The following is a 22,374-nucleotide window of genomic DNA, read 5'->3' on the forward strand; positions in this document are numbered from 1 at the left end:
TGAAAATAATTTGGAATATTAAAAGAAAGCGAGTACTTTTAAAGTGTGAGTTTAAAGCGTAGTCTGGCTTTCCTTTTACTATTAAAGGAATTTCGGAGTGTGTCGATAATATATGAGTTATGCCAAGACCTCATTTTGTAGGTAAATGTGGCATAAAGCTGTTAGTTTTTCTGATTTGCAAGCGGACTACTCCGGTGGGCAAATAAGCAGATTGGTTGAAAATGTCGTCCTCATAAATATTTTTTTATATATGGAACGATGCGTTTAGGGTGAGGAGTTAAATGCAAAAATAGCATGGAACGGTCTCACACTTTAGAACCGAGGGCGACCAAACCCTTCTTTAAATTTTCATTTAAAGATTACCTTCTAAAGCTAACGTGAGAACCGCTCGCATGCCGTATGCAAAAGTAAGAAACTTTTAGACATGGAGCGATTTCACGATAATCTCGAAGGTAAAATTGGTCTTTTCGGTCCGAGATACATCGTTTTAATTTCCCTATAAGGGCTAATTATCAATTCGCTACAACAAATATAAGAATAAATTTTAATACACCAATATATAGGTGTGAATTTTTAAAAAATTATGGAAAAAACTTTTGTTTTTGAAACAACTCAATTTGATTATGACTTCATTAATCATATTAAGAGACTTAGAATGGAAAAAGAAATTTCTCAAGAAAAATTAAGTTTAAAGATGGGCTTAACTAAAAGCTTTGTTGGTAATGTTGAAAATATAAAGGAAAATCATAAATATTCTACACGTCATATTGCTTTATTGGCGAAAGCTTTTGGATTTATAAAAATTTCTGAATTAATGAACTTTCCTACTCCTGAGAATGATAAAATTAGGATAACTGTAAAACAAATTTATAATGAAACTGGGACTAGGATTGTAGATAGTGAGATACTGAAAATTGAGCCTATTTAAATTATATAGTTATATTGAAGAAAAAAATACTATCAATAAATGAATTATAACTGCTAACTGCAATATAAATATGGGACAAAGTTTAGGAGGAATTTGTGTTAATCATAAATTTGATACAGATGGTTTTGATTTGGGGAGAGAGATTGAATTAGAATGGAAATTTCAAAAAAAAGTTTCTCATGAAATTGCATTTGAAAGAGATAAAAAGAAAGGAGTATATAATGTTTGCTTTCTGGAAAACGGAACTGTGATATTAACTGAAATAGAAACAGGAATCTGGGGGCGAACAACATATTAAAGCATTTACAGAATTCACGATAAACTCTTTTCGCTAAATACAATGTTTATAAGTTACAATATACTTCTTTAGTAGCGTTGATAAGAATTAGATAACATATTACAAAAGTGTAATAATATTTTTATGAAATAAAGTGTTTAACTATTTACCTATCTTCATATTTTACCTTAGAAACGAAATAATCTATTCACATAGTAAAATTTTAAAAACCATTTATTAATTAAATTATATATAATTTAATTAATAAATGGTTTTTATGTGTATATTTCATTAATAAATATTAAAAGTTGATATACGGTGATAGATAGTAGATATATACAAGCTATTTGCAAACGTAACCATCACCAAAACAAATGAGAGAAATATTGAATGAAGAAATACACGGCAAACTATACATACACTAATCCGAATTTTGCAATTCAGAACCTCGTAACAATTCAGACTAACGCTGACTTGTTGCCAATCTTGTATGTTATAAAAAATATTTTGCAACGTGGTTTTCCGACAACTCTTTCAAAATATCTACAATCCGAATTAGGCGAAATCCATAAACTTGATAACTTTGAAGAACGCTTTTTGTTTGCGACAAACCAAACACCAATTTGGAACGACACAATAAAAGGCGACAAAGACAACAATTATTATCCAGCAAAAGACTTTTTTGAAAGAATTATTCCAAATGAATTTGGGGATTATTCTTTTATCCAATCGTTACTTATTCCCGAAATTCATATCAATGAAATTATTGGTGAAGAAGATAAAAATTTCATCAATCAACAAGTAGATTTTTATTTACCACAAGCCAAACTTGTCATTGAAATTGACGGACAACAACACAAACTTGATGAAGTTACCCGAGTTTCTGATAGCACAAGAGATAACTTTTTATCAAACAAAGGAATTACAACCATACGAATTGACACAAGAGAATTGCAAAATGGTTCTTATGTTTCAAAAGTTGAAACCATTTTAAATCATCTTGAAAGATTTGAGAAACTTCTATCCTACTATAAAAATGCTTGTGAGAAAATAGAAGAAAACAAAATGAGCGAAGAAGAAATTAAAACGAAGTTATTGCCTACGGCAATAATCCGTTTTCAAGTTTTGCTCATTGATTTGCTTACTCACAAGTATTTGACATTTAATGAAGATTGGAATTTCAATATTTTAGCTCACGAAAATTTACCCGATTTTGCGGAATTGGCTATAAACGATTTGCTCATTTGGATTGACAAATTTTGGCAACTAAAAAATAAACAAAAACTCAAAAAGCCAAATTTCAAAATTGCAATTACGAATGACAAAACGAAATTTCAGCCAACAACAAAAGCAATAAATATTGACTTTTCACTATTCAAGCGTTACACAGACGAAAACAAAATCAGCGAAGATGTAATTTTTGTTCGTACGGATTATTTTGACTATAATTCTAAAAGAAACACAATAGGATTAGATAAAAACTATTTCAGAGTAAGTACAACCGAACCAATTAATTACAATATCACGGACGAAGACAAAACTAATTTGGAGTTTTTCCTTGATAACATTTTTGACAAGTCCAATTTTAGAGAAGGACAATTTCCAATTGTTTCAAATGTATTGAACAGAAAAGATACAATTGGACTTTTGCCAACAGGTGGCGGAAAATCTTTGTGTTATCAACTTCCTTGTTTGCTTCAACCAAGTATAAATTTTGTAGTTTGTCCCATCAAATCTTTGATGTATGACCAAAACGATAATTTGGTAAAAACTCTTGTAACCAATGTAAGTTTTATTACCAGCGATTTAGAAGCAGACGAAAGACGAGATATTGAAAAAAACTTTGAGCAAGGACGATATTTGTTTGTTTGGATTTCGCCCGAAAAATTTCAAATTCCAAGTTTCAGAGAAAAGATAAGTACCATTGTTGCTAATTTTTCAATCGCTTACGCAGTTGTAGATGAAGTTCATTGCCTTTCAGAATGGGGACACGATTTCAGAACTTCCTATTTGAATTTAGCCAAAACCATTGATAAATTAAGTCCGAAAGATGAAAACGGAGAAGGTAAAATAAAATTTATTGGTTTAACTGCAACCGCTTCCGTAAACGTTTTGAAAGACATCAAAATTGAGTTTTCAAGGCAGAAGCAACGTTTGGAAGATGAAAACATCAAATCACTTTTGGATTATAGCCGAAAGGAATTGCAATTTAATGTTATCAACGACAACGGAAACAAAAGCCAAAAAATCAGAGAAATTCTTGAAGATTTAAAGGACACGGAAAGCTTTATTGAAACAACAGAAAAAGCAGGTTTGGTATTTACGCCAAACGTAAACGGTGCTTATGGTTGTTATCAGGTTTCAAACACATTAAATACTTTTTATCAAAACAAAGTAGGTTGGTTTTCGGGAGACATTCCAAAACGTGATATTATAGACGAAAATACAGGAAGAAAAATTGGAACAGAGCCAGTAATGGCAAGAGATGAATTTAATAAATACAAGCAAAAAATTCAAAAGGATTTTAAAGAAAATAAATATCAGCTTTTAGTTGCTACCAAAGCCTTCGGAATGGGTATTGACAAACAAAATATTCATTACACGTTTCATTACGGTTTGCCAAGTTCTGTTGAAGCATTGTATCAAGAAGCCGGAAGAGCGGGACGTTGGGACAAACGAAAAAAGGAAAACAAAAATAAAATAGGAAAATGTTTTGTGCTTTATTCGCCCGAAACTCACGATGAAGAACGAGTGCAAAGATTGTTTCATAAAGACACAACTTTTGCCGAAATGAAAGAAATAAGCGATGAAGTAAAATGGAACGGAAAAGATATTTTCAAACAAGTTTTTCTTTTTACACAAGGACAAAACGATATTGAAAAAGATTTTGAAATCATTTTGGGTGTAATCACAAACTATTTCCGAGAAAACTCAAAACTTCGGATATTTTGGAATGACGCTTATTCAAAATTGAAAATCAATAGCGACACTTTACAAAAAGCAATTTATCGTTTAAGTCTTTTAGGAATTGTTTCAGATTGGACAACGAATTTTATTGACCATTTTGAAGTTCAGTTCAAAACTCTTGATGAAAACCACATTGTAAAAAGTGTTTCGGATTACATTACGAAGTATGAACCGAACACAGATGTAAAAATGGATTTAGAGAAAATTCCTCAAAATTCAATTTTAGAAAAATCAGTTTGGTACTTGCTGAATTGGACTTTTGAAAATATCGCATACGGTCGAAAACAATCTTTAAAAACGCTTTCTGATTGGTGTTCAGAGTTTGAAGACAGCGAAAGTTTCAAGCAACGAATTGACAGTTATTTCATATTTTCTGAAACAACTTTTGTACTTCAACATATTGCAGAAAACCCAAAGGAATATGAAAAATGGTTTGAAGTCTTGACGACTAATAACCAATTTCCAAACAAGGTTGAATTTGAGAAACTGAAAGACAGCATAAGCCGATTTTTAGAGAGTTATCGTAATAATGTTGGGCTTAATTTTTTAAGTGGTTTTGTTCGTTTAGCCTTGAACGATTATGAAGATAGTGACGGAAAAGAACGCTTTGAAAGTGCATTATCACATATCAAACAAACATTTACGGAAGAAGAGCAAAGCGACTTTTTACATCGCTTGAAAGTTATAGGAAAACATTTAACCGAAGAACAAAAAATGGAATTGAGCCAATCCATTTCAGAATACTATCCTGAAATGTTGGAAGAACTTGCGGAATATTACGATTTGGCATATTTACTCAATGATGTTTATTCTCAAAAATTACAAGAACTAAAAAAACTTAATAAGAAATTATATGAGCAACTTGCAGAAATTTAATGAAACACTTGAAGAGTTCAACCAAGAAGTTGGACAACTTAAAGAGGTTTCGGGTGCTTACAAAAAGTTACAGCATTTAACTGAAACTTATAACGTAATAAGCAAGCAGTTTGATGAAAACAGCAAAACGCTTGACAAAATAAATGAACTTCAAAAAGCACAGCAAGAAAAAGTTGCTCAAAGTTTAATTGAACTCGAAAATTCTAACAAGCAGAATAAAACCGAGCTTGCAAAACTTGTTGAAGAAAAAACCGACCAAATCCGAAAAGAAAATAAGGATTTTTACAAAGACCTTGAAAGCACAATCAAAATAAAACTTGACGAAAATAAATCGGAAATAAAACAAGTAATTGAAAACGAGCGAAACCAAATCAAACAAATTTTTGAAATTGAGTTTGCGAAAAACACAAAAGAGTTAAGTCACGTTATTAAGGCTGAAAACAAGGCATTAAAAATTTCCGTTTGCGTAATTGGAGGACTAACTTTAATAATATGTATTTTGTCATTAATAAGACTGTGGATATAGCGCCTATTAAAAAAACCAACGGATAATACTAGTTTGGCAAAATCGAGAATTGCAGTGCAAATTCAACTGTAGTTCTGCGATCGAGCCATTTTGGCTTCGACTGCCACTTACCAGCTGCAACCATTAGTTATAAATCTCAATCAGAAAAGTAAATAGTTCAAAAGAAGAGCAAATGATTAGAAAACCCAATTTTGGCAAAATAGAAAACGTTGTAAGTCATTGCAAAAATTTAACTCCTATCCTATATATTCTTTTTTCGAACAGTTTAAACATACTTAATTGAATCGATTTACGGAAAACCGTAATATAACTGTAAAATGTATTGCTACATTTGTGATTTAATACATTTAACGCAAAACTACTTAATAATCAAGAATCCAAATTAGTATATAGAAATTAAATGTCAGGAACAAAAAAAGAAAGCCACTGGATTCCCCTAGCGGATTTAATGACGGTTTTAATGGTAATTTTTTTATTTATGTCTATTTCTTACATGGCATTGGTAGAAAAACGACAGAAAGAACAAAACAAAATATTTAAAGATTACGAAGAATCTAAAATTGCATTGTACAATGAACTAAACCAAGCCTTCAAAAATGATTTCGCAAAATGGGATTTGAAATTGGATAATGATTTGTCAATAAAATTCACTAATCCACAAGTGCTTTTTGGAACAGGAAGTTCTGATATTACTTCACATTTTCAAACAATTCTTGTAGACTTTCTTCCAAAATATCTTTCTGTTGTATTGCAAGAAAAATATAAAGACAAGATTGCTGAAATCAGAATTGAAGGACATACCGATACAAAACCAATCGGACTTTCAGGCGACCCTTATATTGACAATATGAAACTTTCACAAGACAGAGGAAGAAATGTACTTGCTTTTCTACGAACCCAAAAATGTTTCATCAACTTACAACCAACAGAAAAAGAAAGATTACAATATTGGCTTACAGCTAATGGACTCTCTTATGGTCGTGCCGTTGATAAAAACTATAAAATCTCCTTCGACACTAAACAACCGATTGATAATGACAAATCGAGAAGGGTTGAATTTAGAATTGTAACAACAAGTGAAGCTATTATTAACGAGGCACTTAAAAATATTGATAACAAATGAACATAGTTGAAATAATTGTAGCTATTGCAATGCTAGGCTACCTTATATATAGTATCATTATACTCAATGGCGTAAAGAAAGGCTATCAAAATGTAAATCAAAATTATTTAGACTTGATACCATCGATGTTTACTACTATTGGTATCCTTGGTACTTTTGGAGGTATTGCATTTGGTTTATTAAAATTTGAGACAAAAGATATTGAAGGAAGTATCCCTAAATTACTGGATGGATTAAAAACTGCATTTTATGCCTCTATAGCAGGTATCGCATTATCTATTATATTTTCTAAAATTATTGCATTTATTAAAAACAAAAATGAGAAAGGAGTTTTGAGCGATGAAACCAATGCCATCAATAACCTAATCGAATCAATAACAGAACTAAAAAACGACTTTTCTTCAACTGATGATAATGGAAACATAATTAAACCGGGTAACATTTTTCGAGACATTTATAAAGAATCTGCTAAACAATCAAACGCACTACAAACCTTTTCTTCTGATTTAGCTTTGACAATTTCAGCAGGATTTGAACAAATTTTGAATAACCCAACAGAAGGTGTTGTTGCTGAATTGAAATTAGTAAAAGCAGAAATTGAGAGTTTGGGTAACAAACTAAAAGACCCTGCTACCGATATGACACAGAGCATAGTCAAAGAATTACAGGAATCAATGGGTAAAATGATTGAAGAATTCAAAATTTCAATGAGCGGCGATACCAAAAACGAAATGGAGCGCTTGGCAGAGCTACTTGGACAAGCAGGCGGTTCATTGACAGATTTTCCTGCCAAGTTGCAAAATATGACCGACAACCTCAATGAAAATTTCAGGGGATTGCAAGATGTGGTACAGCAAATTTCACAGCAAACACTTTCGCAATCGCAAGATTCAACCAATGCAATGAAAAAGCAAGTTGAAGATATGAGCGAAATTTTAAGAACGAAAGTTGGAGACTTGCAATCTGGGCAACAATCTTTACTAACCGAACAATCCAAAAATTTACAAGTTTCTGAAAACCTTTTGAGTGCTTTCAACATAAGTATTGAAAATATGAATGGACTTTCAGTCGGTGTAGCACAAAGCATTAACAAACTCAATGAAGCACAAGCTGCCTTAACTACGACAGTTACCAACTTCAGGAGTGCTTCACAGGAAATTAATTTATCATCTAATAAATTCGGAGATTCACAACTTACTTTTTCAAAATATTCAAATGACTTTCTTCAAAAAAACTCAAATACAATTGATGAAATTCAAAAGTCATTAGTAAAAGCAAAAGATGTTTCAGCAGATTATGCACAAAAATTTGAAATAATTGAAAAAGGACTTCAAGATATTTTTGCAAAAATCACAACAGGATTAAAAGACTATCAAGCAACCGTAAGCGGAAGTCTTGAAACCTATTTAGGAAAATACACAGATGCTTTGACCAAAACAGCAGAATCTCTTGCAGGAGCTTCATCAAAACAAGAAGATATTTTGGAAGAACTAACCGAACAGCTTAGCAAACTAAACGGACGAAAAAATTAATATGCCGACATCACAAGACATATTACAATTTCATTTTTCACCGACTACATTCCAGCAGTCGGCACAAAAAATAATTCCAATTACCCTTTCGTCATTGAATGAACATAGAATTGATAAACTTCAAAAAATAACAGAAGAAGTCGGTGCAGGTTCTTTTTCATTTTCAGGCAACAATCTTATTCCGCAAGTATTTAGAAAATTTAAAAGTTTTATCAATAATTCAAACATTGTATTTGAACGTAGAGAATTAAGAACACTAACCTATGCGCTAAACCATTCAGAACAAAATTTACAATTCATTTTCGGAAGTGAGAACGAACTAAATTATACTTTGCAACTTTTGGAATCAAATTGGAGAGATTCTTTTTTAGTGGGTCTGATCGATTGCTTTTTGAAAAACTGGGAAACAAAGCATCAAAAGTCATTAGAGCAATTGGAACAATTCATTGCCAAAAAATTAGATAATTATAATGGCAATAGAAGTACATTAATTTCTTTTAAAAATAACAAACGTTATTTCAGTACAAAAAATGGAGATTTGATTTTAGGTGATACAATAGCCAAACTCAACAAACCTATTCAAGAAGCAACAAAAATATTGGGCGTTCCTGACTCTTGGTTTGATTATTCATATTTCTCAAAAGTTATTATAACTTATTACGAAAGAAACAAAAGCAAAATTGCTATTGAAGTTGACAACCTGAATGATGTATTGCAAAAACACAACAGTTCTATTACAAGTAAACGGTTAATCAGTAAAATTATCATTCAAGCAAACCAACCTCAATTTACAACAGTACAAGATAAAATAAAAAAAATTGCCTTCACTCAAATTGGCGACCCAAGTAACATTTCTAATTGGACAGCATTTGAGAATGCAACAGAAATCGAAAAGCGAGAAATAATTCAAGGACGAAATATTTTGAACGAGTGGATTACGCAACAATTTATCAATGTGTTTTTCAATGTTTGTATCAATGATGAAGGACGTAAGAAATTTTGGCTTCGTTTTGCTTCAAAAATATCATCTTTTAAAGTTTATGGGCCTCTTCATACTAAAAGTATTTTAAAACGAGATGAAAGAATAGCCGAGTATGTAGATGCCAGATTTGAAACAGTTTCAAGTAGAAGAGATGTTTCTGCTTTTATTCTATATATTGGCGATTATATGCTGATTGAATTTAGCATCGATGGTTACGCCTGTTGTGCATATAAAACCGATAGCCTTAATAAACCAAATCTTACCTATAAATTAAACAGCGTTGATGATTTAAGAAATAGCTCGTTACCATTAGCTGTACAAAGCGATTCAAATTACTATTACACAAATGAAGAAGGACGTTTATTTCACAATGAAAATTGGCAACATAAGTTTAATCATTGGTTAAACGAAAAAGTATTGAAATGATTTTAAAATATTTAAATGACAATAATAGATTCTCACTTCATTTCCTAAACGAATCGGGAAGTAAAGTTCATGTTTCAGAATGGGAAAACTTACAAACAGAATTTTTATCACAACTTGCAATTCTTACGGAATTACACGATAATGGTTTAGCAGATTATACTGACAACTCTTGTGAAATTGAAACTATAGATATTGTTAGACTAAGCGAAATTGATAAGCAAATATTGGATTTGCCAAGCATCTATCCGTATGAGATTTTTGTAGAATCTGACGGAACCTTAACCCATAATTCTTTTAAATTCAAATATGGATTTTATGATTTTGCACCCAATGGAACAAGACTAAGAACAATCCGAAACGGAGCAGTAATAAAAGTTGAAGAAAACGAATATTTACTATCTGAAAACCAATATCAAATCTGCGAAGCAATTGACAAGTTCAATAAATCAGCAGATTCTGATAAAGGAAATATGACAAACCTTAAAAAGCTCTCGGAGATTAAATCACTTTCAAAAGAAAGTGGCTTAACGTTAGAGCATTTTTTAAATAATCAAGAATTATTTATTCCAGAAAAAATAAAATTAGATATTGATTTCAATAATGGCGTTCTTGAAATTTCGCCTTCGATAGAAATTAAAAACGCAATTGGATTTACCAACACGTTTGATAAATTTCCGATGATTCGTGATGTATATCCAGTATTAGGAGATAATGGAGAAACAACGAGAGTAGTAATTTCTGAAAATCAAAAAACAGAATTACAGAAAGTAAAAGCGAAAAGAAAAGTTTCAGACCATAACGACATTCAAGAAATTATTGAACACCCCGAATTGTTCTTTAATGATGAGGAAGTAGATTTTACTGTCTTTTACAGTGACAGAGTAAAAGAAATTGGCATTTACAGTCCAAAGTTCTACCCTTTCGCAAGCCCGTACAAATCACAATGGATTCCCGGAATTGTTATTAAAGATAAGGTACTTGGAGAAAAAAGAATTTATTTTAAGTCGCAAGAAAAGCTCTCTGATTTCATAGAACAAAAAGAAAATGCAGTTAAGAAAAATAAGCAAACCGTTAAATGGGAAGACGCTGAAATACCAATTGAAGACGCTGAAAAGTTTATCAAAACCGCTAAGAAGCAGTTTGAAAATCCAAATAAACCTGTAAAGCAAGAAAAGAAAACAGACCACGAAGTACTTATAATTAAAGAAAATGCAGAACTGACTGAATTTTCTAATGGAAATGAATTACCAGAAAACTTAAAACACAACTTTTATAGCATTTCGAATTTAGAAAACGGAATTGCTTTAAAAGAACATCAAAAGGAAGGGATTTCTTGGTTGCAATCCTTGTTCAAAGAAAACTTTGCAGGTGGGTTGTTGGCTGACGATATGGGATTGGGGAAGACTTTGCAATTATTGTATTTTCTTGAATGGCATTGCCAACATTGCCATGATAACAAACCTTATTTGATTGTAGCACCAGTAAGTTTGCTTGAAAACTGGGAAAATGAATATCAGAAATTTTTCAGCCCACAAAATCTACCACTATGCAGATTGTATGGTTCTGTTTCTTTGACAAAGGAAAACATTCCAGCAAAAAATCAGCAAGACGCAAAACGATTACAATTCAAACAAATAATTTTAACCAACTATGAAACAGTAAGGTCATATCAAATTAGTTTGGGTTTGGTTGACTTTGCAGTAATTGCTCTTGATGAAGCACAAAAAATAAAAACACCAGGAACGCAAATAACAAACGCCAGCAAAGCTTTAAAAGCAGATTTCAAAATTGCGATGACGGGTACACCAGTAGAAAATACGTTGGTGGATATTTGGTGTTTAATGGACTTTGCAGTTCCCGGACTTTTAGGCAATGCCAAAGACTTTGCAAAGGAATATCAAAAGCCATTGAGTGATGGAAACACTGACATTATACTATTGACCGAACAGCTTCGTAGCAACATTGGCGTTTTTATCAAAAGAAGATTGAAAAGAGATGTCGCAAAAGATTTACCAACAAAACACGACAACGAAAAATCAAGGATTAAGAAAATAATGCCACCAATTCAGTTAAACCGCTACAAACAGGAAATTGAAATGGCAAATAATTCAGAATTAGAAGGAGTAGAAAAAAGAAATCAAAAACTAAAATCGCTTTGGGCAATAAGAGATATTTCTGACCATCCATTTTTATTAGAAAGTCAAATTTTGAATTTCACAAGCGATGAACTAATTGCAAGCTCATCCAAACTACAAACTACAATAGGGATTTTAGCTGACATACAATCAAAAGCTGAAAAAGTAATTGTGTTTGCAGACAGAAGAGAAACACAAAAAATGTTGCAGAAAATCGTTTATGACACTTTTGGAATATTTGCAAGCATTATTAACGGAGATACACCAAGTACAAAACAACTTGAAGGAAAATCAAAGTTAAGCAGACAACAAACAATTGACCGTTTCCAAACAGAAGATGGATTTAATATAATTATTATGTCGCCTATTGCAGCAGGGGTTGGGTTGAATGTTACGAAAGCAAACCATATTATACATTATACACGACATTGGAATCCTGCAAAGGAAGAGCAGGCAACGGATAGAGCCTACCGTATTGGACAGCAAAAAGATGTGTTTGTGTATTATCCTATGGCGATATTTCCAGAAGATATGAAAGATGAGGATGGCAATAGAGTAAAATCCTTTGATGAAATTCTTGACACGCTATTGAATAATAAAAAAGCTCTAGCAAGCAATACCCTTTTCCCAACTGAACAAGCAGAATTGACACCTGACGAATTATTTGAAAATATATTTAGCACTAAAATCGAAAGCAAGCCAAAGATTCAAACGATTACTGATATAGACCGCTTGAATCCAAACTTGTTTGAAGCTACGATTGCAGCATTATATAATAAACAAGGTTTTGAAGTCTATCTTACACCATATTCTAATGACAAAGGAGTTGATATTGTAGTTTTGAAGAACGGAGAAAACTATCTCATACAAGCTAAGCAGACTAAATCATTGGTTGGAAATGAAGCAATACAGGAAATTTATACGGCTAAAAATTATTATCAAACTCAATTTAAAAACCAGTTTAAGTTACTTACTGTTACAAACAACGAGTACAGTACATCAGCTAAAATTCTTGCGAAATCAAATGATGTTGTATTAATCAATCGTACTGATTTAGAAAAAATAATAAATACATTCCCAATAACTTTACAGGAGATTGCTAAATTAGAAACACAACGAATGATAAGAATATAACTGGCTATTTTGGTAAGTTTTCTTCTGATAAAATTTGTATTTTACATTAACTTTAAACTCAAAACACTGAAATGATATTGACCTAAACAAACTTGACCAAGTTATAACCGTTGAAAATTTTGTTTTCAATTATCTTGACTTTTACTTTGTAACGAGCAAAATGATGACAATTTCAAATTTTACTTTCAGAAGATCTGTTGAGCACTATCATCCTCAAAGACCTTTGGAAGGACTTGATGTATTAGAGCAAAGAGATGTAGATAAATTTGGGAACTTATGTTTGATAAGTAATAGTACAAATTCACGACTTTGGAATTTACCACCAGAAGGAAAAAAAATATACTTTTTAACTACAAATTCATACGAAAGTTTGAAACAAAAAATCATGCTTCGTCAACAAAAATGGACTTTGACAGAGATTGACATACATGGAAAAAAAATGAAAGACAAAGTACTTGGAAAATAAATTGAGTATATCATTGATTGTTGAAAAAATATAAGCCTTATATAATTTCTTAAACCTACATTTAATGTAAGGAGTTACGAAAGAAAATATGCAATCAATTTATTCTCAATACATGAGATCCTAGAGGAATACAATTAATAATATGTAATTGTAGATAATCCAAAACCCTAACGAATGTTGGGATTTTTTGTTAATTAGCGATACCTTTTTAATAGTTTATAGTATGTAAAATTATATGAATTCAGTAAAAATACTGATTCTTAACTTTAAAATCATTTTTATTTTTGTCGATTACGGAAACCCGTAATATGCTGATTTTAATTAGATTAGTTTTGTATATTAAAATAATTATTAATATTTTAAAGCTAGTGTAAGATTTAGAACACAAAAAATAAATACTTAGTAGTTGACATTATACTTTAAAATGGACAAAAACAAAAAAACATTTAAGATATTATCCATAGACGGTGGAGGAATAAAGGGTTTATATTCTTCATCCATATTAAAAAGATTAGAAGCAAAATTTAAATGCTTAACTTCAGATCACTTCGATATGATTTGTGGAACTTCTACAGGAGGACTTATCGCTTTGGCATTAGCATCTAAGATACCAGCTGAGGAAATATGTAAATTTTATGAGGAAAAAGGAGAATTAATATTCCCAAAACATCCCATAAGGAATATTCCTTTTATAGGTAAAATAGATACAGGATTTTTAAAGCAGATAGCAAAAGGAGGAAAATATAAACAAGAAGGTTTAAAAAAATCTCTCATAGAAATTTTTGGAGACAGAAAAATCGGAGATTCTAATAATCTGTTGTGCATACCTAGCTATTCAGTAACAGAAGCAAAACCAAAGGTTTTTAAATATGATCATCTTGAGGGTGATTTGTCCCGTGACAATGGTGCTCTTATGTCTGATATTGCATTAGCAACATCAGCGGCACCTACATATTTTCCGATGGCAGAATTGCAATATTACAATAATGAGCAGTTCATAGATGGTGGTGTGTGGGCTAATAATCCAACATTAGTCGGTTTACTGGAAGCACTAAATAATTTTGTGGGAACAGATAAAAGTTATGATAAAATAAGTGTTTTATCATTAAGCAGTTTGAGCATTACTGGAGGTAATCCAGTAGGTTTAAAAAATGAAAGATCTTTCAAAGACTGGGGATCTGATTTATTTGAAACATCTATGAATGGACAATCATATTTTACAGATTTTTTCTTGAAAAAAATTACCGAAATAAGTGATATAAATATTGATTACATTAGAATACCATCTGTTAGCATTTCAAAAGATCAAGAAAGTTTAATACAACTGGATGTTGCCAACAAAGAAGCGTATGATTTAATGAAAATAAAAGCTGAAGAACAATCTTTAGTTTATGAAAAAGATGAAAAAATAAAAGAATTATTTACAACAAAAAAAACATATATAATTAACCATGGCTGATTTACATTCTACATTTACTGAATTTAATGACTGTATAAGATTAAATTCCACAAAAAAAAATCAATTAAAAACATCCAGAAGTTCTGTACGAACAGATATCCGTACATACTTTAGTAATAATCGGGATAAACATACTGTTAGTTTTAAAGGACAAGGCTCATACATGATGAATACTACTATCGAACCTTTATCCAAAGAATTTGACATAGATGATGGAGTATATATTTTTGGTAAAGAAGAAGATAAACCTTCTGTGCAGACGGCACATAATTGGATTTATGATGCAGTCAAAAATAGAACAAGTTCTGAGCCTCTAGATAAAAATACTTGTGTTAGGGTAATATATAAAAATGATTATCATGTTGATTTACCTATCTATTATGTATTTGATAGATCTGAGGATCAGTATACATTTTTAGATGAGCCACCCTTATTAGCTCATAAATCAAAAGGATGGATTGAAAGTGATCCCTATAAATTTAAACTTTGGTTTGATGAACAAGCCAAAGACAGACCTCAGTTAAAAAGAATAGTCAGATATCTTAAAGCATGGTCAAACAAAAAACAACAAGATAATAATTCTTTAAAATTTCCTAGTGGAATGATTTTCACAATCTTGGCTAGTGAAAACTATCATTCTGACGAAAGAGATGATATTTCTTTATTGGAAACATTAAAAGCAATTCAGAAAAAAATTGATAACAATAAGTTTTTCACTAATTATTCTTGTTACAGACCGACAACAGATACCTCCGAAAATTTACTTGAAAAATATTCTGCAAGTACTACCAAAAGTAATTTTTTAGATGCGTTAGACAGTTTTATTAAATCGGGGGATCAAGCTATAGAATTAGAATCAAAAAAAGACGCATGTGCAAAATGGCAAAAGCATTTAGGAGATAGATTCCCATGTTCGAATATTACTGACGATGAATCCAAATCATCCGCCAAACAATTTAGTCAGGTTGAAAGCATCCTTATTGATAATAGGTCTGCATGATGATTAGTGAAATTTTTGATACATTAAATAAAACAGAAAACTGTAAATATGTAGATAAGAATACCTTAAATGACAAAAAATTTAATGGGTACAATACTATAATTTCCGTTGATACTGAAATATCTTTTGATTCTAAGCTCATTGAGATAAAGCTATACATTTGTTTTGGAGAGAAATTAGAAATAAACTTACCAAAAATATTCATCGACAAATTGTCTTATGAACCATTAAAGTATGTTCCTCATATAAATAGCGATTTAAGTATTTGTATTATTGATGAATCACTGAATTTTTTTTATAGTGCTGATGAACTCCCATCAATTGTTTTAGACTTTGTTTCGAAAGCAAAAGCCATTATTAGAGACTCAGAGAACGAGGAATATTCCAAACAAGAATTTACTCGAGAATTTCAAGCTTATTGGAGCATTTCATATTCAAAAGACGATAAATGTAATCAAAACGGATTAGCATTAATAGACCACACTATTGATAATGAAGTACATGCAATCCTTTTTACAGGAGGGATTGGCAACTATAGATATTTAATTTATAATGATAGAAATCTTTTTTCTAAATTTTCAGATTATTTAAGAAAGCGAGAGATAGCATATATTCCAATTCCTATATTTCAAGTTAACTATAATAAAGAGGTACCGCCATTTGAAATAACATATGAAGACTCCAAGCAATATTTGGGAGAGGATAGTTTTCCGGATATAAAAAAGCAATTTAATAAATTTAAGGGGAATGATTTTCTTATTATTTTTAAAAATATTCAGAATGAATATTATGGATGGAAATATTCTCATTTTGAAAAAATTAATGGATTTCGAAATAAGAGCAATTGGGAAAAACTAACATCTCCGATAATAAAAGAGAAAAAAGTTGATAGAATTAAATTTTCTGAAATTACTCCTAATCGTTTAACTAAAAGAACAGATGGTGTAGAAAGAAATTTAAGTTTATCAATAAACGTAATTGGATTAGGAAGTGTAGGATCGAATCTTATGCAATTCCTTTCTAAATTAAATTTTAAACAAATCAATCTTGTTGATCCAGACATATTAAGTATTGAAAATATATATAGATATAATTATGGTTTAAATTTCATCCATGAATACAAAACCAAAGTTGTACAATATAATTTGCTTAATAAAAATCCTTTCTTAGAAGTAAATACATTTGAGAAAAGTATTATTGATCTGCTTAATAATAAACCTTCTTTTTTTAGTGACAATGATTACAGCTTTCTCATAACTGGGAATACAAGATCTGAACTATATATTTTGGAGTACTTGCAAGAAACTAATACTGACAAACCATTATTTATTATTTGGGTAGAACCATATATGGCAAGTGGGCAAATAATGTATATTGAACCTAAGGATATAGCGAAAGCAAAAGATTTGTTGCTAAATTATCCACATCATATATTAAAATCAGTAGAGAATTCGGATAAAATATATTTAAAAGAAGGATCTTGTCAATCTGGTTATTATCCATATTCAGAAAGTTATTTAGTTTTGTTTTTATCAGCGTGTTTTCCATATATTTATGATATAATTTTTAGAAACAGCAAAAATATTTCGCACACTATTAGTTGGTATGGTGATATTAATTTTTTAAACAGTTTAGAGTTGGTTTTAAAAGATAATATAAATGAATCTTTTACATTTAAAGTTATAAAAAATGAATTTTAAATATTATAAAACAAATAACTTAATTGCTTTTGTACCCATTTTAACAATTTTACTTACTCTATTTTATAATCAATTTGAAGGTTTAATAAGTAGTAATGAAACTTTGAAAAATATTTCCAGCTATATTTCAATATTTTCTGTTTTAGGTTTAATCACTTTATGCCTGAAACTAATTGACCACGAGCTTTGGAAGTATAAAATATCGAACTTAATTATAAGTATTCCTGATTTGAATGGTAGATATGAGGGAGAAATGATATCTTCATACGTAGATACAAATGGAAATAAAATAAAACTTAAATGTATAATGGAAATTACACAAACAGCATCTACGGTTCATGTGTGTACATATGTAGGTGATTTTCAAAATATTCAATCATCAAAATCTATAACAATTTGTGAAGAATTAGAAAAACAAAAAAATGGATTTTATAGACTTTATTATAATTATGAGAATGAGTCTAGTCAACCAAACAAAGGGGGGCATAAAGGTACAGCATATCTTGAATTTTTTCCTGATATAAAAACATTGAAGGGTAAGTATTTTAATGATAGAAGCAATACAGGCTCTATTAATGTAAATTTAAAGTCAAAAAAATTAAAAGGTAGATTCAATGTATAATAAATATAAATTAAAAAAAATAATTAATCTTATTAATCAAAATAAAGATGTCTCTTTTAGTGGAACGGGTTTAATTATATATGAAAATTTACATTCCTTACCTATAGAATCTTTGATAAATAATAATTTAATCGAATCAGATATTATTGAGGATAATGATATAGCTGAACAACTGTTATTAATAAATAAAAAAAACTGCATTTATCATGACGGTTTTCATCTTTTAAATAAAAATATAAATTTAACACATCTATCATATTATTTTTCAACTCCAATTAACAAAACATTTAAACCCAAATTAGAAAGAGGCAGTAGATATAGAACCGCATTCTACGGTTCATTATTGAATGATGTATTATGTACAGTTATAATTGGATATTCTTATGAGCCTATATTTTTTGTTAAAGGAAAAGAATTATCACTAGATGAATTTTAAATTCGAACATATTGATATCACTTTGTCAAAAGAGTTATTCAAAATTTTTGCTGAATATATTCAAGATGATGAAAAGAAAAAAGAAGCTGGAGGAATCTTAACTGGGCTACTTTATGATGATACAATTGAAATTTGTAATTGTTCAATACCCTCGCAGCATGATAAAAGAAGTCGATATAATTTCAATAGATCAAAAATTACAGCTCAAAATTTTCTTATTGACCGTTTTACCGAAAGCAATGGTAAAGAAATTTATTTGGGCGAATGGCATACTCATCCTGAAAAGTACCCTAATCCATCATCCTGCGATATTTCAAATTTTAAGAAAACAATAAAGACAAATAAGTTTTACTCTAATTTTTTTTTTATGATTATAATAGGTACAAAAGGTTTTTATTTAGCAATATATAACAAAAAGGGGATAGTTTGTTATGAAGACAAATTTCATGGAAGTAAGTAACCATCTAAAATTTTACAATAAAATGAGTGAATATATAAATTTTTTTATGTGGGGATATCAGCAACATTTTCAACTATCTCTGCAAGTTGAAGCTGAGCAACTATTCAATAATCTTGATTCAAAATTTGAACCAAGAGTTTTTTTGATAGGTGTACTAACAGAAAAAAATGACAATAGGCATCCAATTTGTTTAGAGCCAGAGGATTGTGGTTATAGAGTAGAATCATTCTCAACACTTAAAGAATTAGCTAAGGAATTAAAAGAGGTTGATGAAGAAAGTCGAATATTCCATTCACATCCAGTTGCCCAAGAAAAACATCTTCAAAGAATCAATATAAAAGCCTATAAAGATGCTATTGAGAAAATTTTAAAGAAAGAGGACCTATATGGTAATTTTGAAAAATTTATTTCGTTTCCAACTTACATTGAGGGATTTTTAGTTTTTGCTGTATTAGAATTAAGAAAAGAGACATTAAATAGTTATTATACTTTATCTAAAGATAAATTTCAAGATCGATTTAAAATAAGTCGCTCTTTTATTGAGAGCACAATAGATATATTTTTAAAAGAATGCACAATCGCATTCAAGGATCCTGACAAAGCAATCTCAGCAATAGAAAGAAGTTCAGACGAGTTATTAAAAGAATCTGCTAAACAATTTATGTACACTATATCTCAAGCGGGAGGTAATTTTGAGGGTTTACACGGTCTTTATGAATCTTGCAATGCAATATCTGCATTAAAATATGAAGGGGAAGAAGGATTAGGTAAATTAGTCATTGCTCCAAAAGATCATATTAACATTAGACTAAGTTTAGAATTAGAAGAACCGATACGGGTAAATAATTTCAGAAAAGTCAGAAAGTTCTTAGAATTATCAAATTCTGATTCTTTGATAATTTCTGATTCTGCAGTAATATATGGATTGGGAGAAATTATTGGAAAATATAACCCCAAAAGTGAATCTCTCTTTGTTATAAATTTTACAAATCATTATAAATATGAAATCCTACATGACAACAACCAAATATTAAATGTTGAATATCGACTGCCATACTTACCCAAAGATAAAATTGATAGAGAGAAATTTTATGATGATTTTAGTCGAATATTTAAATTAATAACAAAAAAACAAATCAATGAACTTTGGGATTTAACATTGCAGGCAACTGAGCAAAAACATGGGACAATGCTTGTAATTTCCGAAAATGCTATAGCTGAAGCCAAAAGACTTGGTAAACAAAGTTTTGCACTTAAACCTCTTAAATTAACGCCTAAAATCATAAATCAAATAACCTCAATCGATGGTTCCGTTATGATGGATATAGATTCCACATGTCATGCTATTGGGGTCATATTAGATGGATTAGCAACGGAAAAGGGAGATTCTTCAAGGGGAGCTCGATATAATTCGGCAATTCGATATTACGAAAATTTCGCCACTGAATTTTCAATGGCAATAGTAATTATATCTGAGGATGGAATGATCGATATTATTCCAAAATTAAAACCAAGAATAAAACACTCTGAAATTTCAGATAGATTAAATGAATTAAAAAGTTTAAATTCATTAGAAAAAGTTGAAAGAAAGAAATACTATCCCATAATAAACTGGTTTGAAAGTAATCAATTTTATCTTACTGACGATGAATGTGATAAAATAAATAAATTAAGAAAAGAAATTGAAAAAAAAGAAGCTGAACCTGCAAGTACATGGGTTGTTAGAAAAGATTTAGTTTCAAATGATGAAATGAATGATAGTTATTACAAGTAATATAAGTTATATTAAATTTGAAAAAAAACTAAAGGTATACAGTTCTGAAACTGCACGTACATAAGTCGGGAGATTCAAAATAAGTTTTGTTTCTTATATTTTAAATCCCAACTAAAGTTGGGATTTTTATTTTTTTGAATATGATTATGGCAATAGTACAGCTCATCTTTAATTACCAGTTGTTATTCTAAACGTTTTATCTCCTTTCTAAGTTAAAGTTTCCCCCTCAAAACTGACATATCATCACTCACTTTTTTATCCAAAATCTTCGCATAATGCTGGGTGGTTTTTATATTCGTGTGCCCGAGCATTTTACTTACGCTTTCGATAGGAACCCCATTGGACAATGTAACAGTAGTTGCAAATGTATGTCTTGCGATGTGAAATGTCAACTCTTTACTGATTCCACAGACATTCACAATTTCTTTGAGATAGGAATTCATTTTTTGATTACTGAGTACGGGAAACAAAACATTTGAATTTACACATTCTGGGTGGTCTTCATATTTTAAAATCAGTTCCTGTGCTAAAGGTAATAATGGAACTCTGGTTGAGGTATCCGTTTTCTGACGATGTGTGAATATCCATTGATCGCCATCTATTCCAATATTGACGTTAGATTTCGTCAATTTCTTTACATCAACATACGCTAAACCTGTATAGCAACTAAAAAGAAAAATATCACGTACTTGGTTTAGCCTGTCTGACGCAAATTCCTTTTCATAGATTGTTTGAATTTCTTCCTTTGTAAGATATGGACGTTCCACTACTTTAAGCTTTGCTTTGTAGCCTAAAAAGGGATCTTTGGTGAGCCATCCATTTGCGATACATAAACGAATGATCTTTTTAAAATTCTTGATGTACTTTACTGCAGTATTATTAGCGCATTTGCGTACACTCCGAAGCCAGAAGTCATAATCCATTATGAAAGCGTGGTCGATCTTTGTAATGTCTATATCCGAGGTTTTATATTTCCAATTCAGGAATTCCTGTGTATGTTTGAGAGAGGTTTTATAACGCTCCAATGTTCCGGGGGCAAAATCCTGACCTACCAATGCTTCAACTTTATCATTGTGGTCCTGAAAAATAGGAATGAGCATTCTTGTGGAAATATCGGTTCCAAGTAGTTTAGATTTTAAACTCTCTGATGTTACAAAGTCTTCTTCTTTCAGCATCAGGTAATGAGAATCGTAAACTCGCTGTTCCAAAGTTTTAAGATAGAGGTTCAATGTTTTGGCTTCTTGGGTATTACCTAGTGCCTTATGTGCTTTAACATCCCATTTCTGTGGGTCGATGTACCTTTTAGCGGCAATGTCCGCTGCCTTGCCATCTATCGTGATTCGCAAGTAAATGGGAGCAGTTCTGTTTGTTCTGATTTTATTCTTTTTTATAAAGAATAACAGGTTGAATGTTTTGTTCATAGTGTGGTAACTTTAATTGTTAATAATTTACTTTTTGTGGATCAATCTCAAAAGTTGGGGAGGAAAAAAATATTGCTAATTTTGTGGAATGTTAAACGATGCCGAACTCCTCAAATTATTTTTACCTGAA

Annotated in this window: 17 protein-coding genes; 16 read left to right on the forward strand and 1 reads right to left on the reverse strand. The window is 30.5% G+C overall.

The window, feature by feature from the left end; genetic code table 11:
* The first annotated feature begins 583 nt into the window (after positions 1–583).
* The 16 genes from BT156_RS20350 to BT156_RS20425 all read left to right on the forward strand — a co-directional run bounded on the left by BT156_RS20350 (position 584) and on the right by BT156_RS20425 (position 20,823).
* Positions 584–928, forward strand: a complete 345-nt coding sequence (locus BT156_RS20350; RefSeq protein WP_072412761.1) for a helix-turn-helix domain-containing protein — start codon at positions 584–586, stop codon at positions 926–928.
* A gap of 70 nt (positions 929–998) precedes the next feature.
* Complete coding sequence (locus BT156_RS20355; protein ID WP_072412762.1) at positions 999–1,226, forward strand: hypothetical protein; 228 nt, start codon at positions 999–1,001, stop codon at positions 1,224–1,226.
* 369 nt (positions 1,227–1,595) lie between these two features.
* Positions 1,596–5,048 carry a DEAD/DEAH box helicase gene (locus BT156_RS20360; protein ID WP_072412763.1) on the forward strand — a complete coding sequence of 1,151 codons (3,453 nt, stop codon included), beginning with the start codon at positions 1,596–1,598 and terminating at the stop codon, positions 5,046–5,048.
* Positions 5,035–5,574 carry a hypothetical protein gene (locus BT156_RS20365; protein WP_139255538.1) on the forward strand — a complete coding sequence of 180 codons (540 nt, stop codon included), beginning with the start codon at positions 5,035–5,037 and terminating at the stop codon, positions 5,572–5,574. Before BT156_RS20360 ends, BT156_RS20365 begins: the two co-directional genes overlap by 14 nt.
* Positions 5,575–5,974: 400 nt before the next feature.
* Positions 5,975–6,697, forward strand: a complete 723-nt coding sequence (locus tag BT156_RS20370) for an OmpA/MotB family protein (protein WP_072412765.1) — start codon at positions 5,975–5,977, stop codon at positions 6,695–6,697.
* Positions 6,694–8,229, forward strand: a complete 1,536-nt coding sequence (locus BT156_RS20375) for a MotA/TolQ/ExbB proton channel family protein (RefSeq protein WP_083582424.1) — start codon at positions 6,694–6,696, stop codon at positions 8,227–8,229. The genes BT156_RS20370 and BT156_RS20375 overlap by 4 nt, the downstream gene beginning before the upstream one ends.
* 1 nt (position 8,230) lies before the next feature.
* Positions 8,231–9,637: an EH signature domain-containing protein gene (locus tag BT156_RS20380; RefSeq protein WP_072412767.1), complete on the forward strand. Its 1,407-nt coding sequence runs from the start codon at positions 8,231–8,233 to the stop codon at positions 9,635–9,637.
* Positions 9,634–12,906 (forward strand): SNF2-related protein, encoded by a 3,273-nt coding sequence (locus BT156_RS20385; protein ID WP_139255539.1) that lies wholly within the window; start codon positions 9,634–9,636, stop codon positions 12,904–12,906. Before BT156_RS20380 ends, BT156_RS20385 begins: the two co-directional genes overlap by 4 nt.
* A 160-nt stretch (positions 12,907–13,066) precedes the next feature.
* On the forward strand, positions 13,067–13,372 hold the full coding sequence (locus BT156_RS20390) for a GmrSD restriction endonuclease domain-containing protein (protein ID WP_083582425.1): 306 nt from the start codon (positions 13,067–13,069) through the stop codon (positions 13,370–13,372).
* Positions 13,373–13,796: 424 nt separating this feature from the next.
* On the forward strand, positions 13,797–14,831 hold the full coding sequence (locus tag BT156_RS20395; RefSeq protein WP_072412770.1) for a CBASS cGAMP-activated phospholipase: 1,035 nt from the start codon (positions 13,797–13,799) through the stop codon (positions 14,829–14,831).
* Positions 14,824–15,831: a CBASS cGAMP synthase gene (locus tag BT156_RS20400; protein WP_072412771.1), complete on the forward strand. Its 1,008-nt coding sequence runs from the start codon at positions 14,824–14,826 to the stop codon at positions 15,829–15,831. Before BT156_RS20395 ends, BT156_RS20400 begins: the two co-directional genes overlap by 8 nt.
* The gene (locus BT156_RS20405) at positions 15,828–17,531 is read left to right on the forward strand and encodes a ThiF family adenylyltransferase (RefSeq protein ID WP_072412772.1); all 1,704 of its coding nucleotides are present in this window, start codon (positions 15,828–15,830) and stop codon (positions 17,529–17,531) included. The genes BT156_RS20400 and BT156_RS20405 overlap by 4 nt, the downstream gene beginning before the upstream one ends.
* Entirely contained in the window at positions 17,521–18,153 is a 633-nt protein-coding gene (locus BT156_RS20410; protein WP_072412773.1) for a Cap15 family cyclic dinucleotide receptor domain-containing protein, read from the forward strand. Before BT156_RS20405 ends, BT156_RS20410 begins: the two co-directional genes overlap by 11 nt.
* A complete protein-coding gene (locus BT156_RS20415) occupies positions 18,146–18,589 on the forward strand; it encodes a hypothetical protein (protein WP_072412774.1) in 444 nt (147 codons plus the stop codon). The genes BT156_RS20410 and BT156_RS20415 overlap by 8 nt, the downstream gene beginning before the upstream one ends.
* Positions 18,579–19,049 carry a Mov34/MPN/PAD-1 family protein gene (locus tag BT156_RS20420; protein ID WP_072412775.1) on the forward strand — a complete coding sequence of 157 codons (471 nt, stop codon included), beginning with the start codon at positions 18,579–18,581 and terminating at the stop codon, positions 19,047–19,049. Before BT156_RS20415 ends, BT156_RS20420 begins: the two co-directional genes overlap by 11 nt.
* Positions 19,050–19,071: 22 nt before the next feature.
* The gene (locus tag BT156_RS20425) at positions 19,072–20,823 is read left to right on the forward strand and encodes a diadenylate cyclase (protein WP_072412778.1); all 1,752 of its coding nucleotides are present in this window, start codon (positions 19,072–19,074) and stop codon (positions 20,821–20,823) included.
* Between the two features lie 212 nt (positions 20,824–21,035).
* Here BT156_RS20425 and BT156_RS20430 read toward each other — a convergent pair whose 3' ends face one another.
* Positions 21,036–22,244: a site-specific integrase gene (locus tag BT156_RS20430; protein WP_072412776.1), complete on the reverse strand. Its 1,209-nt coding sequence runs from the start codon at positions 22,242–22,244 to the stop codon at positions 21,036–21,038.
* Between the last annotated feature and the right edge of the window lie 130 nt (positions 22,245–22,374).

Source organism: Chryseobacterium limigenitum (assembly GCF_900114875.1).
In the GTDB taxonomy this organism is placed as follows: domain Bacteria; phylum Bacteroidota; class Bacteroidia; order Flavobacteriales; family Weeksellaceae; genus Chryseobacterium; species Chryseobacterium limigenitum.